Genomic DNA, 17,870 nt, shown 5'->3' with positions numbered 1-17,870 from the left:
AAGCTCGACGGCGACGCCCGCGGTGGAGCGGCGCTCTCCGTGGCATCCGTCACCGGCCGTCCCATCATCTTCGCGTCGACGGGCGAATCGCTCGACGACTTCGAGCCCTTCTATCCCGACCGCATGGCGAGCCGCATCCTCGACCTGGGTGACATCCTCACCCTGATCGAGCAGGCGCAGAAGAACTTCGACGAAGAAGAGTCGATGGCGATCGCGGAGAAGTTCGCGACCGACAGCTTCACGCTCGAAGACTTCCTCGGCCAGATGCAGCAGCTCAAGAAGATGGGCTCGATGAAGGCCATGCTCGGCATGCTGCCGGGCGCCAAGGGCATGCGCGAGCAGCTCGACAACTTCGACGAGTCGGAGATCACCCGCACCGAGGCGATCATCCAGTCGATGACGCTCGCCGAGCGTCGCACCCCGAAGCTGCTCAACGGATCGCGCCGCGTGCGTATCGCCCGCGGTTCGGGAACGACGGTCACCGAGGTCAACGCCCTCGTCAACCGCTTCGACCAGGCCGCGAAGATGATGAAGACCGTGGCGAAGGGCGGCGTGCCGAACATCCCCGGCATGGGCCCGATCCCCGGACAGAAATTCGGCGGCAACAAGCAGCAGCAGTCGAAGAAGAAGGGCTCGAAGTCGGGCAACCCGGCCAAGCGCGCCGCCGAGAACGCGGCACTCGCGGCCGGACCGGCACCCACGGCGGCCAAGGGCAGCGGCTTCGGCTTGGGCGGCGGCAAGCCCGGCGCGGCCGGCGCGCCGAGCGAAGAAGAGCTCGCCTCGCTGCAGAAGTTCCTCGGCCGCTAGCGACGCTGCGCCATCGGCGCGCGGCTGCCGCGGTACCCGCAGCGGCGCGCCGATGCGACAGCGCCCACGGGCCCGGGCGCGCATAGGCTGGCGCTATGACTACCGCTGCCAACCGCCCCGTCCGCATCGGGGTGCAGATCGCGCCCCAGCACGCCGGCTACGCCAAGATCCGTGAGACCGCGGCCGAGCTCGAAGAGCTCGGGGTCGACGTGATCTTCAACTGGGACCACTTCTTCCCGCTCAGCGGGGCTCCGGATGGCCTGCATTTCGAGTCGTGGACGATGCTGGCGGCCCTCGCGGAACAGACGAGCCGGGTCGAGATCGGCGCCCTCGTGAACTGCAACAGCTACCGTAACGCCAACCTGCAGTCCGACATGGCCCGCACGATCGACCACATCAGCGCCAAGGACTCGGGTGTCGGCCGTTTCATCTTCGGCACCGGTTCGGGCTGGTTCGAGCGCGACTACGACGAGTACGGCTACGAGTTCGGCTCCGTCGGCGGTCGCCTCGATGCGCTCGCCGAGAACCTGCCGGTCATCACCGACCGCTGGACGAAGCTCAACCCGGCGCCGACCCGAAAGATCCCCGTGCTCATCGGCGGGGGAGGCGAGAAGAAGACGCTGCGCATCGTGGCGCAGCACGCCGACATCTGGCACAGCTTCAGCGACGCGCTCACGCTCGAGCGCAAGCTCGCAATCCTCGAGCAGCACGGCACGGCCGTCGGGCGCGACACGGGCGAGATCGAGATCTCGACCGAGGTCGCCAAGCGCTCCGTCGCCGAGGCCGAGGAGCAGTACGACCTCGGTGCACGGCTGTTCACCGTGGGCATCTCCGGTCCGCACTACGACCTGGCGCCGGTGCGCGACTGGCTGGCGTGGCGCGGGGCGAAGAACGCCTAGTTCTCACAGGCCGTCGCGCAGCTCGGTCACGAGCGACGCCACCACGGCCTTGAGGCTGCCGCCGGTGTCGTTCGCGACCGCCAGCTGCCGCTGGTAGCTCGCGCCGCCCTCGAGAATTCTCTCGATGCCCCAGAGTTCGTCGAGGCAGCCGAGCGCGGATGCGATCGGCGTCAGCCGCTCGAGGATAGCGCGCAGGTCGTCGGTCACGAGGTTCTCGTTGCCCGCCGCATCCTGGATGATGATGGCCTCCATGCCGTACCGGGCGGCGCGCCATTTGTTCTCGCGCACGAACCACGGCTGCAACGTGGGCAGCTGCTCGCCCCGGTCGAGCTTCTGCGACAGCTCCTCGACGAGACACTGCGCGAGGGCGGCGACCGCCGCCACCTCGGCGCTCGTCGACAGGCCGTCGCAGAACCGGATCTCGACGGTGCCCCACTTGGGCGACGGTCGCAGGTCCCACCGCAGCTCGGAGTAGTCGTCGATCACCCCGACGTGGGTCAGGTCGGCGACGAGGCTCTCGTAGTCGCTCCACCGCTCGAGCTGCGGCGGCAGCCCGGCCGTGGGCAACTGCTGGAACAGCATCGCGCGGCTCGACGCGTAGCCGGTCGACTCGCCGGCCCAGAACGGGCTGGAGGCGGAGAGCGCCTGGAAGTGCGGGTAGTAGGGCAGCAGGCCGTTGACGATCGGCAGAACCTTGCGCGGGTCGTCGATGCCCACGTGCATGTGCACGCCCCAGATCATCATCTGCCTTCCCCACCACTGGGTGCGGTCGATCAGGGTGGCGTAGCGCTCCTTGCCCGGCGTGACCTCCTGCTGGAACCACTGGCTGAACGGGTGGGTGCCCGAGCACATCAGGTCGACGCCCATCGGGTCGGTCACCTCGCGCACGCGTTCGACCAGCAGACGCAGGTCGTCGATCGCGCTGCCGACACGGGCGTGCGGACCGCTCACGAGTTCGACCGTGTTGGTGAGCAGCTCGCCGGTCACGTGCGGGAAGACGTCGGACGGGTCGTTCAGCCGCGCGAGCACCTCGGGGCCGGCGGGGGTGAGTTCGCCGCTCGCGTGATCGACACACGCCAGCTCCCACTCGATGCCCACGGTCGAGCGCTGCGACGTGGCGAATTCGATGTCCATCAAGCGATTGTGGCAATATTTCAGGCCATCCGCTGCCCGACCCGGCCAAGTTACGTAGATGTACTGCCAAGAGTGCGGATGACGCGACCCCGTGTCAGACCCCGGCGCTACCGTGATCACATGCCGACCTCGCCCTCGCTTCCGCTCGTCACCCGCCCCGCGGGTCCCACGCCGGCGGTGATCGTGGCGATCGTGGTCACGGTGCTCGCCTGGGCCAGCGCGTTCATCGTCATCCGCGGAACCGCGCCGTCTTTCGAGGGCGGCGCGCTCGCGCTCGCCCGGCTCGTCGTGGGAGCCGCCCTGTTGTCGCTCCTGCTCATCGGCAAACGATGGGTCGCGCCGACCGGGCGCGAGTGGCTGCTCATCGCCGGCTTCGGTGTCGTCTGGTTCGGCGGCTACAACGTGGCGCTCAACATCGCCGAGAAGACCCTCGACGCCGGCACCACCGCCATGATCGTGAACATCGGCCCCATCCTCATCGCGCTCGGCGCCGGGGTGTTCCTGCGCGAGGGCATTCCGAAGTGGCTCGCGATCGGGGCCGGCGTCGCCTTCCTCGGCGTCGTGCTGATCGGCATCGGCACGAGCGGCGAGGGTCTCGGCGACGGCAGCGGAGTGGTGTGGGCGCTGGTGGCTGCGGTCACCTACGCCGCCGGCGTGCTCATGCAGAAGCCCGCGCTGAAGCGCCTGCCCGCGGCGCAGGTCACCTGGCTCGGCTGCGTCATCGGACTCGTCGCCTGCCTGCCGTTCGCCGGCCAGCTCGTGACCGACCTGCAGACGGCGTCGCCCGCCGCGATCGCCGGTGCCGTCTACCTCGGCGCCGTGCCGACCGCGCTCGCCTTCAGCACCTGGGCCTACGCCCTCGCGCGCATGCCCGCCGGCCAGCTGGGCGTCACGACCTACATCGTTCCGCCGCTCGCGATCGTGCTCGGGCTGCTGGTCTTCGGCGAGATCCCGGCGGGCGCCGCCATCGTCGGCGGCGCGATCTGCCTCGTCGGCGTGGCCCTGAGCCGTCGGCGTCCCGCGGCGCGCGTCCCCGGGTGAGGCCGCAGCGTAGGCGCTGTTCCCGCATCCGCCATTTATCTGGCAGAATGGTGTGTTGAGTCCTTTCGTCGCCCGACCCTCTAATCAGGCGCGAGAAGTATCCCTTAGAGCTTTTGTGCCGAGTGTGCCCCCACGCTCACGGCTAGCAGTTCGCCACCAAAACATTTATCTCAGGAGAATTGTGGCTGTAAAGATTCGTTTGAAGCGCATGGGCAAGATCCGTGCACCGTACTACCGCATCGTCGTGGCCGATGGCCGCACGAAGCGCGACGGCCGTTCGATCGAAGAGATCGGCAAGTACCACCCGACCGAGGAGCCCTCGTTCATCGAGGTCGACTCTGCTCGTGCGCAGTACTGGCTGTCCGTCGGCGCCCAGCCGAGCCCGCAGGTTGAGGCAATTCTCAAGCTGACCGGCGACTGGGGCATCTTCAAGGGCGACAAGAACGCTGTTTCGACCGTCAAGACGAAGCAGCCGAAGGAGGCCTTCGTCTCCGACGAGAAGAAGAAGCCCGTTCTCAAGCCCAAGGCCGAGAAGCCTGCTGACAAGGTCGAGGAGGCTCCCGCAGCGGACGCTCCCGAGGCCGCTGCAGAAGCAACCGAAGACAAGGCCTAACAACTATGCTCGCTCCCGCTCTTGAACACCTCGTGAAGGGGATCGTCGATCACCCCGAAGATGTGCAGGTAGCAGCAAAGAGTTCGCCACGCGGCGAGGTCCTCGAGGTGCGTGTGCACCCCGAAGACCTCGGTCGCGTGATCGGCCGCGCAGGCCGCACCGCGAAGGCGCTCCGCACCCTGATCGCGGCCCTCGCCGACGGTCGCAAGGTGCGCGTCGACGTGGTCGACACCGACTTCTAAACCGGTGGCAGCAACACAGTCCAGCAAGTCGCAACTGCGAGTCGGGCGCCTCACGAAGGCGCACGGCCTCAAGGGCGGCATCAAAGTCGAGATGTTCACGGATGACCCGGACGGTCGTTTCACCCCCGGTGCCGTGTTCACGCTCCAGGTTCCCGACTCGTCGGCCTGGCACAACAAGACGATCGAGCTCGTCGAGCTCAAGTGGTACAACAGCCACGCCGTCGCCTTCTTCAAGGACGTACCCGACCGCTCGGTCGCGGAGACCCTTATCAAGGCGATCCTCTGGGTCGACCACGACCTCGCCGACCTTCCCGAAGAGGAAGACGCCTGGTTCGACCACCAGCTGCTCGGACTCTCCGTTCTTCGCGAGGGCACCGTCGTCGGCACGGTCACCGCGATCGACCACTTCCCGGCACAGGACCTGCTGACGGTGAAGACCGACAACGGCGACGTTCTCGTTCCCTTCGTGAAGGCGATCGTCGCGTCGGTCGACGTGAAGGCCGGCACCATGACGGTGACGCCCCCCGACGGCCTCTTCGAAGAGCTGCCCGACGAGGAGCAGCCCACGGCCGAGAAGCTCGTCGAGTACCTCGACGACTCCGCCGACTCGTCGAGGGACGACACGCCCGCCTCGTAACGACGCCGTCACGGGCGCATCACAGCGCGCTCCGCCCGGTGTGAGGAGACGGTTACGGAACCTTAACCGCCCCGCTCCCTCGCCCGAAACACGCCCTCAATAGCTTCGTCGTATCACCCTGTTCGGGTGCCACGTCGCGAGTGAGGGAACCATGACAGATCTGCGGACCACGCCGGAGCCCACGACCGCCCCGTCCCCCGAAGCCGAGGTGGTGCTCGTCCACCGTCCGGGTCGCTGGATCGACGGCTGGGACGCCGAGAACACCGTGTTCTGGGAGTCGCAGGGCAAGAAGATCGCCTCGCGCAACCTCAAGTGGTCGATCTTCGCCGAGTTCCTCGGCTTCATCGTCTGGCAGTTGTGGAGCATCGTCGTGGTGTTCCTTCCCGCGGCCGGCTTCCAACTCGACACGAGCCAGATCTTCTGGCTCATCTCCATGCCGAGCCTCGCCGGCGCGACCCTGCGCATCCCGTACACGTTCATGGTGCCCAAGTTCGGCGGCCGCAACTGGACGATGATCTCCGCGGCCCTGCTGCTCATCCCGACGATCGCCCTCGCGATCTGCGTCGGCAATCCGGAGACGCCGTTCGGCGTGCTGCTGGTCGTCGCCGCCCTCGCCGGATTCGGCGGCGGCAACTTCGCCAGCTCGATGTCGAACATCACCTACTTCTTCCCGCAGCGCGAGAAGGGCTGGGCGCTCGGGCTGAACGCCGCCGGCGGCAACCTGGGCGTCTCGGTGGCGCAGTTCGTCGTGCCGATCGCCGTGGTGATGACCGCCGGCGCCACGCTCAACCTGCCGATCGCCGGCTGGATCTGGATCCCGCTCATCCTCGTCGCGATCTTCGGCGCGTACCGCAACATGGACAACCTGTCGGCGGCCAAGGCCGACTTCGCCGGGTCGCTCGCCGCCGTGCGCGAACCTCACATGTGGCTGCTCGCCCTGCTCTACATCGGCACGTTCGGCTCGTTCATCGGCTTCGCCGGGGTGTTCCCCAAGCTCATCGCCGACCAGTTCCCCGACTTCTCGACCTTCCAGGTCGGATCCGCATCGATCTCGCTCGCGTTCCTCGGCGCCCTCGTCGGTTCGCTCTCAAGGCCGTTCGGCGGCCGTCTCGCCGACCGGTTCGGCGGAGCGAAAGTCACGGTCACCTCGTTCGCGGCCATGGCGGTCGGAACGCTCTTCGTGATCGCGACCCTGCCGCTCGGGAGCTTCTGGCTCTTCCTGCTCGCGTTCATGTTCCTCTTCATCGCCTCCGGGATCGGCAACGGTTCCACCTACCGAATGATCCCCACCGTCTTCGCGGCCCGCGCCGGCACCGCGAACGCGCACAACACGGGCGGCTCGGTCACCGTGCAGCGCAAGACGGCCGCGGCCCTCGGCCTCATCTCCGCCGTCGGCGCCTACGGGGGCTTCCTCATCCCGCAGGCTCTCGGCATCTCGAAGGCCACCAACGGCGACTACACGCTCGGGTTCCTCTGCTTCGTGGCGAGCTACATCGTGATGCTCACCCTGACCGCCGTCTTCTACCTGCGCAAGGGCGTGGGCGCCGACGGGCAGCGCGTATGACGCTCGCCCCCGTCGCGCCGGTCGCCGCCGCCACCCACTGTCCGTACTGCGCGCTACAGTGCGCCATGGGCCTGGGGCCCGCCGTGACGCGCCAGGCAGACGAACCGCGCGTGTCTGTGGCCGGCCGCGACTTCCCGACGAACCGCGGCGGGCTGTGCAAGAAGGGCTGGACGTCGACGGTTCTGCTCGACTCGCCCGACCGCATCGCGGAGCCGATGAGGAGAAACCCGGATGACACGTTCTCCCCGGTCTCGTGGCAGGACGCCCTCGACGACATCGCCGATCGCCTCCGCGTCGGCCGTGCGCGGTTCGGGGCCGACTCAGTCGGGGTCTTCGGCGGCGGCGGCCTCACCAACGAGAAGGCCTACCAGCTCGGTAAGTTCGCCCGCATCGCGCTCGCGACATCGCGTATCGACTACAACGGCCGGTTCTGCATGTCCTCGGCCGCGGCCGCCGGAAACCGCGCGTTCGGCGTCGACCGCGGCCTCCCGTTCCCGCTCGCCGACCTCGGTGCCGCCGAGACCATCCTCGTGCTCGGGTCGAACGTCGCCGAGACCATGCCGCCCTTCATCGCCCACCTCGAGAACGCCCGCGCCGCGGGCGGCCTCGTGATCGTCGACCCCCGCCGCACGGCGACCGTGCGACTCACCGAGAACGGCGGTGGCACCCACCTGCAGCCCACGCCGGGAAGCGACCTCGTGCTGCTGCTCGGTCTCATCCACATCGTCATCGCCGAGAAGCTCGTCGACGAGCGCTACCTAAGCGACCGCACCACCGGCTTCGACGCCCTCGCCCGCAGCGTCGGTGCGTGGTGGCCGCAACGGGTGCAGTCGGCCACCGGGGTGCCCGCCCACCAGCTGCGCGAGGTCGCCCGCCGGCTGGCGTCGGGGCGCGGCAGCTACATCCTCACCGGCCGTGGCGTGGAGCAGCACGTCGACGGCACCGACACCGCGACCGCGGCCATCAACCTCGCCCTGATCCTGGGCCTGCCGGGAACACCGAACTCCGGGTACGGCACGCTGACCGGGCAGGGCAACGGCCAGGGCGGGCGCGAGCACGGGCAGAAGGCAGACCAGCTGCCCGGCTACCGGAAGATCGTGGATCCGGCCGCCCGCGCCCACGTCGCCGCAGTGTGGGGAGTCGACCCCGACGATCTTCCCGGCGCAGGCCTCCCCGCCGTCGAGCTGCTCAACAGCCTCGGCCGGCCGGGCGGGGTGCGCTCCCTGCTCGTGCACGGTTCCAACGTCGTGGTCTCGGCGCCGAACGTCACCCGGGTGCGCGCGGGCCTCGCCGCCCTCGACCTGCTCGTGGTGTGCGACTTCTTCTTCTCCGAGACGGCGAGCCTCGCACACTACGTGTTGCCGGTGACCCAGTGGGCCGAGGAGGAGGGGACCATGACGAATCTGGAGGGACGTGTCATCCGTCGTCGCAAGGCGGTCGACGCACCCTCCGGCGTTCGCAACGAACTCTGGGTGATGCGCGAGCTCGCGAGCCGGCTGCGGTCGCCGGGCGTGTTCAGCGAGAACCCCCGCGAGGTCTTCGACGAGCTGGCGCGCGCATCGGAGGGTGGGCTCGCCGACTACTCGGGAATCGACTACGCCCTGCTCGACAGCGGAGCACCCGTCTACTGGCCGTATCCGGCGGGCTCCGGCGGTACGCCGCGGCTGTTCCAGACGGAGTTCGCGCACCCGGACGGCCTCGCCCGGATAGTGCCCGTCGCGCCCCGCGCCGCCCCCGAGCCGCTCAACACGTCCGGATCGCTCACGCTCATCACGGGCCGCCTGCTCGAGCACTACCAGTCGGGCTCACAGACCCGACGGGTGCCCGAGCTCAACGACGCCAAACCGCACGCCCGCGCCGAACTGCATCCGACGACCGCCGCGGCGCTCGGTGTCGTCGACGGCGACCTCGTCGAACTGAGCAACCGGCGCGGAAGCGTTCGCGCCCGTGCGCTCGTGGGCGCAACCATCCGGCCCGACACCGTGTTCCTCCCCTTCCACTTCGCCGGAACCGAGTGCGCCAACCTGCTCACGCAGGACGAGACCGACCCCATCTCGGGCATGCCCGAGTTCAAGACGACCGCCGTCTCGGTGCGCGCCGTGCGCGAGGGGGTGACGGGGTGATCCCCGCGCCGCGCATAGTGCTCGTCGGCTACGGCCCGGTCGGGGCGCGTTTCGTCGAAGACCTGCTGCCCGCAGTGCGCGGCGGCGCCGTCACGCTCACGGTCGTCGGTGCCGAAGACGAGACCGCCTACAACCGCGTGCTCGTCGCGGAGTTCGCCGTCGGGCGCACGGACCGCTCGGCGATGGAGGTCACCGACACCGCGGCCGCGGTCGAGGCGGGGGTGCGGTTCGTGCGCGGCACGCACGTCACCGGAATCGACCGCGAGGCCAGCGTCGTGTCGCTCGACGACGAGAGCGTGCTCGGCTACGACCGGCTCGTGCTCGCCACCGGAGCCCGCGCGAACGTGCCCACGCTCGACGGCGTCGATGCGGTCACCCGTGACCTGCGCTCCCTTCAGCGGCTCGACCACTCCGAGCAGGGTCGCGACCAGCGGTTGCCCGACGGGGTCACGGTGCTGCGCGACCTCGCCGACGCCGCCACCGTGCGCGCGGCCGTCGAGGGACGCAAACGCATCGTCGTGCTCGGCGCCGGCGTGCTCGGCCTCGAGATCGCCCTCGCCGCGGCCGAGCAGGGTGCCGAGGTGTGCGTCGTGCACCACGGCGGCTACCCGATGGCCCGCAACCTCGACCGGGGCGGCGGCACCATGCTCGCCCGCTCGGTCGTGCGGGCGGGGGTGGCCCTGGTCGCGCACTCCCGGGCGGAGGCGGTCACCTACCGCACCGACGACGAGGGGACGCGCCACTTCGACGCCCTGGTCTGCGCCGACGGCAAGATCATCGCCGGCGACCTGCTCGTGCTCTCCTGCGGGGTGAGCGCCCGCGCCGAACTCGCCACCCTGGCCGGACTGCCCACCGCGACGGGCGTGCTCGTCGACCACGGACTGCGGTCGTGGGACGACCCGCACGTGTTCGCCATCGGCGACTGCGCGCACGTCGCCGAGCGACCGGCCGACTACCTCGTCGGCGCCCGCGTCGCCGGGGGACCGACCGGCCTGATCGGCCCCGGCTGGCGGCAGGCCGAGTGGCTCGCGGCGCACCTGAGCGCCGAGTTCGCCGCCGCCCCCGTGCCCGCCCCGCTCGCCGCGCCCCGGCCGGCCCTCGTGATGCTCAAGTCGGAGGCGGTCGACGTGGTCACGGTCGGCGACGTCGAGCTCGAGCCTTGGGACACCGATCCGACGACCGTCGACGCGGCCGGCGAACGGGTGCCCGGCCGCCAGGTCTCGCAGTGGGTCGACCCCGAGCACGGCCGGTACCTCAAGATGGTCACGCGCCGGGGCGTGCTCGAGGGTCTGGTGTGCGTCGGGCTGCCGCGCACGGCCGCCGAGCTCACGCTGTTGTTCGAGCGCGGCAGCGAACTGCCGGCCGACCGCTCGGTGCTGCTGCGCAACGACGGGCCGGACTACGCGCCGGCCACCGATTCCGACGCCTTCGCCCCGGATGCCACGGTCTGCTGGTGCAACGGCGTCACCGTCGCGCACATCCACGAGTCGGTCGCCGCGGGAGACGCCACCGTGGCGTGTGTCGGCAAGTCCACCCGCGCCGGAACCGGCTGCGGCGGCTGCAAGGGCCGCATCGGCGAGCTGATCGAGCGCTTCCTCGACGCCGAGGCAGCGGAGCTGGCCGTCTAACTGCTACCTACCGCGCCGCCGCGCCTGCCGCTCGACAGGACGGAGTCGGGTCGGCGCACCTTCGACAGGATGGATCGGGGCCCTCGGATGTCGCCGCTCCTGTTGACCGGTGCGTCGGGTGGCGGGGCGGCGAGCCGGGCGGGGCGGTCGGGTGCCGCTTAGGCCCAGGGCGGGCGCAGCGCCGTGACCCGTTCGCCCGCCGCCATGCCGGCGGGCGGCACCACCAGGACGGTGTCGGCGTTGGCCAGTCCGATCAGCATCGCGGCGGACTGCTTCTCGCAGGCCGTCGCCACACCGTCGTGCACGGTGGCCGCGACGAGGCGAACGCCGTGGGCGGCCCCCGCGACGGCCTCGCCCGCGATTTCGCTGCCGAGCGCCGTGAGCGGACGGCCGAGCAGCCCGTCGATCATCGGCAGTCCGATGCTGAGCAGCGCCAGCATGCCGGCCGCCGGATTGCCGGGGAGGCAGAGCACCAGCCGTCCGTCGCCGAGAACGCCGAGCATCACCGGGTGGCCGGGCCGCATCGAGACGCCGTCGACGAGTATCCGGCCGCCGCACGCGAGCAGCGCCGAGCGGGCGTGGTCGGTGGTGCCGCGCGAGCTGCCGCCGGTCACGACGACGAGCTCGCCGGCGCCCTCGTCGAGGGCCGCGGCAGTGCGCGCGGGATCGTCGCCGACGTGCCGCACGCTCTCCGGCCGAAGACCGAGCGACTCGAGCGTCGAGGGCAGCTGCGGACCGAAGGCGTCCCGCACGAGTCCCGGCATGGCGACGCCCGCGCCGATGATCTCGTCGCCGAGCACGACGATCCGCACGCGGGGTCGTGCGCGGACGGCCACCTCGTCGTTCCCTCCGGCCGCGGCGAGGGCGAGGCGCGCCGGGGTGAGCACGCTGCCCGAGGGCACCAGGCGCTCGCCGATTCGGGCCTCCTCGCCCTCGAGACGGATGTGGGCGCCGTCCACCGGCTGCCCTGGCGAAACGTGCGCAGCGACCGACAGCACGGGCCCCGCCGGGGTCGGGCTGACCACGCCGTGCTCGCAGCGCAGGATCGCCCGGGTTCCGGGCGGGATCATCGCGCCCGTCGCGATCGGGCGGCCGGTTCGCGGGCGCAGCGTGGAGGCGACGCCCACAGTGCCGGCGGTGATCGCCGAGCCGAGCAGCCACGGTCCGTCGCCGGCGATCGCCCAGCCGTCCATCGCCGACGACGAGAATCCGGGCAGGTTCGAGCGCGCGACCAGGTCGTGGGCGAGGGTGCGACCCGCCGCCGCGGCGAGGACGAGCTGCTCGACGCGGGCCGGAACGCGGGAGCCGGCCGCGTGGGCGATCAGCCGCGCGGTAGACCACTCGGCGTCGACGACGGGCGCGGATTCTCCGGCCACGGCATCGGTCGTCCTCGGTCCGTCAGTCGGCGTCGGGCAGGGCTGCGGCGAGGGCCGCGAGGCGGTCGACGGCTCGCGCGATGTCGGCATCAGATCCGCCCGCCAGCCCGGCCGCGTAGCCCGCCAAGAATGTCGTGAGCGGCGCCGCGGGCCGCACCACACCGTGGGCGGAGATCCGGGCCAGGTCGAGCAGCGCCGCCACATCGATCGTCACGTCGGTCGGAAGCTCGAGCTCCGCACGCGCGGCTTCGATCCAGCGTTGCATCCGGTCTGCTTCGTCGCTCACCCTGCGTCTCCTTCGGTCGTACCGTGCGGCCCCGCCAGAGTAGCGCAGCGCCGACGCGGCGGTGAGCCGTCGGCAACGCGACCGAAACCGGGGGTAACAGCGCCGCAACGTCGCGCGGGTATCGTGCGATGCACGCGCGACGACGACCGGGGGTGGCAATGCGACTGGAAGCGATAGTGCTCGCCGGCGGACGGTCGAGCCGCATGGGCGCACCGAAGTCGGCCCTGGTGTTCGAGGGACGATCCTTGGTAGAGATCGCCGTGGACTCGGCCCGAACCCGCGTCGGGCGAACCGGCACGGTCGTCGTCGTCGGGCCGAGAGAGCTCGCCCCGCCGGGAGTGCTGACCGCCCGGGAAGAACCCGCGTGGGGCGGCCCGGCCGCCGCGCTCGCCGCGGGCATCGAGGCGCTGAGCGCCGAGGCGCTGGCCCTCCGGCCGCCGGACGTCACGCCCGCCGAATGGGTGCTCGTGCTCGCCTGTGACCTGCCGCGCGCGGCGCTGGCCGTCGACGCGCTGGTGGCCGCGGCGATGCCGCACACGGGGGCGGGCGTCGACGCGGTGGTGGCGGTGGATGACTCGGGCAGACGCCAACCCTTGCTGGCGCTGTACCGCACCGACGCTCTCGCGGGCGCCGCGGCATCCGCGAGCCTTATCGACGACCTCGCCGGCCTGTCGCTGCGGCGGCTGCTCGCCGGCCTGACCGTGGTCGAGGTGGCGGTCGACGGCGCCCTGTGCGTCGACGTCGATACGCCCGAGCAGGCGCGGGCGTTCGGAATCGATGTTCCGCCGGTTTCGCGCGCCGCCATCGTCTAGACGTCGAGCCGGTAGCCGCGCTTGACCACGGTCGCGATGAGGCCGGGGGTGCCGAGCGAACGGCGCAGGCGGCTGAGGGCCACCTCCATGGCGTGGTCGTCTTGAATGCCGGGCAGCGCCCGCGCGAGTTCGGTGCGCGAGAGCACCGTGCCCGGTGTGGCCGCGAGCTGGCGCAGCAGGGCGAGCGAGGTGGGCGGCAGCAGGGTGCGAACACCCTGGATCTCGACGAGCTGGCCGCGCAGCGACAGCTCGCCGTGGCGGGTGGGCACGCGGTGCACGCCCTCTGTCTCGAGGTACTCGCAGACGAGGCGGATGAGGGCGCCCATGCGGTAGCGCTCCGGCTGGATCGGCCGCACCCCGACGGCGAGCAGCGGGGCGGCGGTCACCGGGCCGACCGCGGCCGCGAGCACGTCGGTCTGCAGGGCGCCGACGAGGTCGTCGAGCGCGCCCAGGGCCTCGGCGGCGACGAAGAGGGCGTCGACCGAGGGCGCGCTCGTGAAGGTGAGGGCGTCGAGCTGCCGGGCGCAGGTGGCGTCGAGCAGCCGTTTCACCCGCTCGTTGTCGGCGCCGACCATGGCCCAGCGGTACGGCGCAACGGTGAGCACCGTGTGCCGGGCGCGCAGGCGGTCGAGCTGTTCCTCGTCGGTGTAGCCGTGCACCTGCACGGCGATGGTGCGCCCGGGCTCGAGTTCTTCGAGGGCCTTCGTCACGAGCGATGCCGTGGTCTCCACCTCGCTCATGCCCGCGTCGTTGAGACCGGCCGCGCGGATGCCGCCGCGGGCCTTGGGTCCGCGCACGAGGATGTGCGAACCCGACAGCGAGTCGGTGAGCGCGTCGCCGATGCCGGCCGCGTCGGCGACCTCGAACCAGCGGCGGATGCCGTAGCCGGTGGAGGCGAGCAACACGTCGGGCCGGCGGGCGATGATCTCGCGGGTGTCGGCGATGATCGGATCGTCCTGCTGGGCGTTGGTGATGCGCAGCGTGGGCGCGTGCAGAACGGACGCGCCGCGGCGTTCGAACGCGTCGATGAGATCTTCCGAGCGCCGGTCGGAGGTGACGCCGATGCGGAAGCCCTCCAGCTGGTTGGCGCGGAATCCGGCGACGCGCGGTTCGTCCGCGTCGCTCATGCGAGATCCGCCAAGGCCTCTGCGCGGGCGAGGAGAACGGATGCCTCGGAGTCGCCGTCGTACGCGAGGCGCACCACCTCGCCGATGACGAGCACGGCCGGCGAGCTGACACCGGCTGCCGCCGCGTCGAAGACGATGGAGGCGAGCGTGCCGATCGTCGTGGTCTGGGTCGGGCTGTACCCGCGCTCGATGATCGCGACCGGAAGCTGCGGATCGACGCCGAAACGCACGAGCCCCTGGGTGATGCTCGGCAGGGTGCCGATCCCCATGAGCACGACGATCGTCCCGCCGAGGCCGGCGAGATGTTCGAGCTCGGTCTCGGTGAGCGGCGCGTGGCCGGAGACCACCGTGAAGAGGCGGGTCATCCCGCGGTGGGTGAGCGGTATGCCGGCTGCGGCGGGCACGGCGACGGCGCTCGTGACGCCGGGGATCACGGTGACGGGCACGCCTGCGGCGTGGCAGGCGAGCACTTCCTCGCTGCCGCGGCCGAACACGTAGGGGTCGCCGCCCTTGAGCCTCACCACGTTCGCTCCCGCGAGGGCGTGACGCACGATGAGCGCCTCGATGTCTTTCTGGCTGACGGGGTGGTGGCCGGGCGTCTTGCCCACGTCGATCAGCTCGGCGTGGGGCGCGAGCGTGTGCAGGGAGCCGTGCGGTGCGAGGCGGTCGAACAGCACCACGTCGGCGAGTCCGAGGGCGCGCGCGCCGGCGACCGTGAGCAGGTCGTCGCTGCCTGGCCCGCCGCCGACGAGAGTGACATCGCCGACGGTGCCCGAGCGGTCGCCACCGAGAGCCCCGGTGCCCGCCTGCTCGTTCATCACATGTTCCCTCTCACAGGGATCGTCGGCCCCGTTACGAATACCGTAGCGGGGTTGGCCAATTCTGCCTCAGTGGGGGGCCTGGTCTGACCCCGCTCCGCAACGCGGGGTAATCCGACGTCGGGCGAGTCGGGCGCGTTCACGAAGGTGCGGAAGCGGCGCAGGCGTTCCGGGTCGCGCAGCGTGGCCGCCCACTCGTCCTCGTAGTTGTCGACGTGCAGGGCCATCGCGGCCTCGAGGTCGTCGGCGAGGCCGAGCGAGTCGTCGACCACGACCTCGCGCACGTGGTCGATGCCGCCGGGCAGCTCCTCCATCCAACGCGCGGTACGTTGCATCCGGTCGGCCGTGCGGATGTAGTACATCATGTACCGGTCGATGTACCTGATGAGCGTCTCGTCGTCGAGGTCGGAGGCGAGCAGCTGACCGTGCGCCGGCTGGAACCCGCCGTTGCCGCCGACGTACATGTTCCAGCCGAGCTCGGTGGCGATGACCCCGACGTCTTTGCCCCGGGCCTCGGCGCACTCGCGCGCGCAGCCGGAGACGCCGAACTTGAACTTGTGCGGGGCGCGCAGTCCCCGGTAGCGCAGCTCCAGTCCGATCGCCATGGCGACCGAGTCCTGCACGCCGAACCGGCACCAGGTGGAGCCGACGCAGCTCTTCACGTTGCGCAGCGCCTTGCCGTAGGCCTGTCCCGACTCGAAGCCGGCGTCGACGAGCACGCGCCAGATGTCGGGCAGCTGGTCGAGCCGCGCACCGAACAGGTCGATGCGCTGGCCGCCGGTGATCTTCGTGTACAGCCCGTAGTCGATGGCCACCTGGGCGATCACGGCGAGTTTCTGCGGCGTGACCTCGCCGCCGGGGATGCGCGGCACGACCGAGTAGCTGCCGTCCTTCTGCATGTTGGCGAGCGCGCGGTCGTTGGTGTCCTGCAGGCCTCCGCGGCCGCCGTCGAGAATGTAGGCGCCTCGTTGGCTGGCCAGAATGGATGCCACGGCCGGCTTGCAGATGTCGCAGCCGCGTCCGGTGCCGAGCCGCCCCACGATCTCGTCGAAGGTGGTCAGTTCGAGAACGCGCACCGACTCGAACAGCTCCTGGCGGCTGATCGGGAAGTGCTCGCACATGGCCCGCGACATCTCGATGCCCGACTTCGCCAGCTCGCTGCCGAGCAGCTTCTTCACGAGCGGTACGCACGAGCCGCACTGGGTGCCGGCGCGGGAGCAGGTCTTCAGCGTGCCGAGGTCGGTGCAGGCCTCGCCGTGGTCGCCGCGCACCGCGGCCCGCACCGCACCCGCGTCGACGTTGTTGCACGAGCAGACGAGCGCGTCGTCGGGCAGGTCGTCGCCCTCGGGCGCGCCGCCGCCGAGACCGGAGAGGTAGGCGCCGGGCTCGCTCGACAGCTCGCGCCCGAGCATGGGGCGCAGTGACGCATACGGTTCCGCATCCCCGACGAAGATGCCGCCGAGGAGGGTGCGAGCGTCGGCCGACATCACGAGCTTCTGGTAGAGGCCGCGTGCCGGGTCGGCGTAGACGATCTCGAGCGCGCCCTCCTGCTCGCCTCGGGCATCACCGAAGCTCGCGACATCCACGCCGGAGAGTTTCAGCTTGGTCGCGTCGTCCACCGTCGTGAACTCGGCCGCGCCGCCCAGGAGGCGGTCGGCGACGACCTCGGCCATCGCGTTCGCCGGCGCGACGAGCCCCGTGCACCGGCCCTCGAAGTTGGCGACCTCGCCGATCGCCCAGATGCCGTCGTGCGAGGTGCGGCAGTCGGTGCCGATCACGATGCCGCCGCGCTCGCCGGTGACGACGCCCGCGTCGCGAGCCAGCTCGTCACGCGCGGAGATGCCGATGGAGAAGATCACCATGTCGACGTCGATGCGCTGCCCGTTGGTGAACTTGACTCCCGTGACGACGCCGTCGGTCTCCTCGATCAGCCGGGGACGTGTGCCGAGGTGCAGCCGGATGCCCTGCGCGGTGATCAGTCGTCCGAGCGCCTGTCCGGCGCCCTCGTCGAGCTGCGCCGACATGAGCCAGCCGCCGGAGTGCACGACCGCGGTTTCCGCGCCGAGCTTCTGCAGGCCGCCCGCGGCCTCGAGTCCGAGCAGCCCGCCTCCCGCGACGAGCACCCGCGCCGGGCGGCCGAGCACGGAGGCGAGTCGCACGACCTCGCCGGTGAAGAAGTCGACGTCGTCGATGGTGCGGTAGACGCGGGAGAGATGCGCGCCCGGGATGTCGGGAACGGGGGCGCTCGAGCCGGTGGCGAGCACCAGGTCGTCGTAGCGCAGCACCGTGCCGTGCGCCGTGGTCACGGTCTTCGCCGTCGGGTCGATCGAGGTGGCGCGCTCGCCGGTGCGTAGGCTCACGTGTTCGGCCGCCCAGTGCGAGCTCGGTTGCAGGGTGAGGTCTTCGGCGCCGGCGAGCCTGCGGCTGAGCGCGACGCGGTCGTAGGGGAGGTGCACCTCCTCGGCCACCACGGTGACGCGCACGGCGTGCGCGGTATCGCGCGACTGGATGGCGTCGACGAAGCGGTGCGCGGCCGGCCCGCCACCGACGACGACGATTTCGCGCGGGCCGAGGTGAGGGGGACGAGCGGAGTCGGTCAGGCTCATGGGCTGGTTCCTTCGGATCACGGGAGTCACGCGGTCGGTTAGCTCAGCCTAGGAAACCGCGGTTTCGCCCCCGTTGCCCCCGTGTATCTCCGAAGTCACAAACCCCGCACACCCGCTCGCTCGAATTGTGAGGCAGGTTTTATGCCGACGAAACACG

General features: G+C 70.8%; 15 protein-coding genes and 1 pseudogene. 10 read left to right on the top strand and 6 right to left on the bottom strand.

Features of this window, described 5'->3' with window-relative positions:
- A pseudogene (locus tag ACLQ6X_RS17460) lies at positions 1–807 on the top strand (signal recognition particle protein); the annotation flags it as partial.
- 95 nt (positions 808–902) lie between these two features.
- Complete coding sequence (locus ACLQ6X_RS17455) at positions 903–1,706, top strand: LLM class F420-dependent oxidoreductase (RefSeq protein WP_411701416.1); 804 nt, start codon at positions 903–905, stop codon at positions 1,704–1,706.
- A gap of 3 nt (positions 1,707–1,709) precedes the next feature.
- On the opposite strand, the gene ACLQ6X_RS17450 is transcribed toward ACLQ6X_RS17455, so the two are convergent.
- Positions 1,710–2,840, bottom strand: a complete 1,131-nt coding sequence (locus ACLQ6X_RS17450) for a glutamate--cysteine ligase (protein WP_411701415.1) — start codon at positions 2,838–2,840, stop codon at positions 1,710–1,712.
- A 120-nt stretch (positions 2,841–2,960) separates the two neighbouring features.
- Here ACLQ6X_RS17450 and ACLQ6X_RS17445 point away from each other — a divergent pair, with 120 nt between their 5' ends.
- The 7 genes from ACLQ6X_RS17445 to ACLQ6X_RS17415 all read left to right on the top strand — a co-directional run bounded on the left by ACLQ6X_RS17445 (position 2,961) and on the right by ACLQ6X_RS17415 (position 10,688).
- Positions 2,961–3,881 carry a DMT family transporter gene (locus ACLQ6X_RS17445; RefSeq protein ID WP_411701414.1) on the top strand — a complete coding sequence of 307 codons (921 nt, stop codon included), beginning with the start codon at positions 2,961–2,963 and terminating at the stop codon, positions 3,879–3,881.
- A 181-nt stretch (positions 3,882–4,062) separates the two neighbouring features.
- The gene (gene rpsP / locus ACLQ6X_RS17440) at positions 4,063–4,494 is read left to right on the top strand and encodes a 30S ribosomal protein S16 (protein ID WP_411701413.1); all 432 of its coding nucleotides are present in this window, start codon (positions 4,063–4,065) and stop codon (positions 4,492–4,494) included.
- A 5-nt stretch (positions 4,495–4,499) separates the two neighbouring features.
- Complete coding sequence (locus tag ACLQ6X_RS17435) at positions 4,500–4,736, top strand: RNA-binding protein (protein ID WP_188509986.1); 237 nt, start codon at positions 4,500–4,502, stop codon at positions 4,734–4,736.
- A gap of 4 nt (positions 4,737–4,740) precedes the next feature.
- Positions 4,741–5,373 carry a ribosome maturation factor RimM gene (gene rimM, locus ACLQ6X_RS17430; protein WP_411701412.1) on the top strand — a complete coding sequence of 211 codons (633 nt, stop codon included), beginning with the start codon at positions 4,741–4,743 and terminating at the stop codon, positions 5,371–5,373.
- A 151-nt stretch (positions 5,374–5,524) separates the two neighbouring features.
- Complete coding sequence (locus ACLQ6X_RS17425; RefSeq protein ID WP_411701411.1) at positions 5,525–6,937, top strand: MFS transporter; 1,413 nt, start codon at positions 5,525–5,527, stop codon at positions 6,935–6,937.
- A 65-nt stretch (positions 6,938–7,002) separates the two neighbouring features.
- Complete coding sequence (locus tag ACLQ6X_RS17420) at positions 7,003–9,060, top strand: molybdopterin oxidoreductase family protein (protein ID WP_411701410.1); 2,058 nt, start codon at positions 7,003–7,005, stop codon at positions 9,058–9,060.
- Positions 9,057–10,688, top strand: a complete 1,632-nt coding sequence (locus ACLQ6X_RS17415) for an FAD-dependent oxidoreductase (protein WP_411701409.1) — start codon at positions 9,057–9,059, stop codon at positions 10,686–10,688. The genes ACLQ6X_RS17420 and ACLQ6X_RS17415 overlap by 4 nt, the downstream gene beginning before the upstream one ends.
- A gap of 158 nt (positions 10,689–10,846) precedes the next feature.
- Here ACLQ6X_RS17415 and ACLQ6X_RS17410 read toward each other — a convergent pair whose 3' ends face one another.
- Positions 10,847–12,064 (bottom strand): molybdopterin molybdotransferase MoeA, encoded by a 1,218-nt coding sequence (locus tag ACLQ6X_RS17410; RefSeq protein WP_411701408.1) that lies wholly within the window; start codon positions 12,062–12,064, stop codon positions 10,847–10,849.
- A 22-nt stretch (positions 12,065–12,086) separates the two neighbouring features.
- A complete protein-coding gene (locus ACLQ6X_RS17405) occupies positions 12,087–12,350 on the bottom strand; it encodes a DUF6457 domain-containing protein (RefSeq protein ID WP_411701407.1) in 264 nt (87 codons plus the stop codon).
- A 158-nt stretch (positions 12,351–12,508) separates the two neighbouring features.
- On the opposite strand from ACLQ6X_RS17405, the gene ACLQ6X_RS17400 reads away from it, so the two are divergent.
- On the top strand, positions 12,509–13,162 hold the full coding sequence (locus tag ACLQ6X_RS17400) for a molybdenum cofactor guanylyltransferase (RefSeq protein WP_411701406.1): 654 nt from the start codon (positions 12,509–12,511) through the stop codon (positions 13,160–13,162).
- Here the strand turns inward: ACLQ6X_RS17400 and ACLQ6X_RS17395 are convergent.
- From ACLQ6X_RS17395 to nirB, 3 genes are read right to left on the bottom strand one after another with little or no spacing between them, the layout of a single operon-like run.
- On the bottom strand, positions 13,159–14,289 hold the full coding sequence (locus tag ACLQ6X_RS17395) for a uroporphyrinogen-III synthase (protein WP_411701405.1): 1,131 nt from the start codon (positions 14,287–14,289) through the stop codon (positions 13,159–13,161). The two genes, ACLQ6X_RS17400 and ACLQ6X_RS17395, sit on opposite strands and share 4 nt — an antisense overlap.
- Positions 14,286–15,107, bottom strand: coding sequence for a uroporphyrinogen-III C-methyltransferase (cobA, locus tag ACLQ6X_RS17390; protein WP_411701404.1), 822 nt, complete (start codon positions 15,105–15,107; stop codon positions 14,286–14,288). Before cobA ends, ACLQ6X_RS17395 begins: the two co-directional genes overlap by 4 nt.
- Positions 15,107–17,713 (bottom strand): nitrite reductase large subunit NirB, encoded by a 2,607-nt coding sequence (nirB, locus tag ACLQ6X_RS17385; RefSeq protein WP_411701403.1) that lies wholly within the window; start codon positions 17,711–17,713, stop codon positions 15,107–15,109. The genes cobA and nirB overlap by 1 nt, the downstream gene beginning before the upstream one ends.
- Between the last annotated feature and the right edge of the window lie 157 nt (positions 17,714–17,870).

It is taken from the genome of Conyzicola sp. (assembly GCF_046714715.1).
Lineage (GTDB): Bacteria > Actinomycetota > Actinomycetes > Actinomycetales > Microbacteriaceae > Conyzicola.
The sequence above is the reverse complement of the archived record's forward strand: the minus strand, read 5'-3'. Positions and strand labels throughout refer to the sequence as shown.

Bases quoted from the DNA above. Each gene is read 5' to 3' on its own strand.
- ACLQ6X_RS17450 (WP_411701415.1), bottom strand. From the start codon at position 2,840: ATGGACATCGAATTCGCCACGTCGCAGCGCTCGACCGTGGGCATCGAG.
- ACLQ6X_RS17400 (WP_411701406.1), top strand. From the start codon at position 12,509: ATGCGACTGGAAGCGATAGTGCTCGCCGGCGGACGGTCGAGCCGCATG.
- ACLQ6X_RS17395 (WP_411701405.1), bottom strand. From the start codon at position 14,289: ATGAGCGACGCGGACGAACCGCGCGTCGCCGGATTCCGCGCCAACCAG.
- ACLQ6X_RS17425 (WP_411701411.1), top strand. From the start codon at position 5,525: ATGACAGATCTGCGGACCACGCCGGAGCCCACGACCGCCCCGTCCCCC.
- ACLQ6X_RS17420 (WP_411701410.1), top strand. From the start codon at position 7,003: ATGGGCCTGGGGCCCGCCGTGACGCGCCAGGCAGACGAACCGCGCGTG.
- cobA (WP_411701404.1), bottom strand. From the start codon at position 15,107: ATGAACGAGCAGGCGGGCACCGGGGCTCTCGGTGGCGACCGCTCGGGC.
- nirB (WP_411701403.1), bottom strand. From the start codon at position 17,713: ATGAGCCTGACCGACTCCGCTCGTCCCCCTCACCTCGGCCCGCGCGAA.
- ACLQ6X_RS17435 (WP_188509986.1), top strand. From the start codon at position 4,500: ATGCTCGCTCCCGCTCTTGAACACCTCGTGAAGGGGATCGTCGATCAC.
- ACLQ6X_RS17455 (WP_411701416.1), top strand. From the start codon at position 903: ATGACTACCGCTGCCAACCGCCCCGTCCGCATCGGGGTGCAGATCGCG.
- ACLQ6X_RS17445 (WP_411701414.1), top strand. From the start codon at position 2,961: ATGCCGACCTCGCCCTCGCTTCCGCTCGTCACCCGCCCCGCGGGTCCC.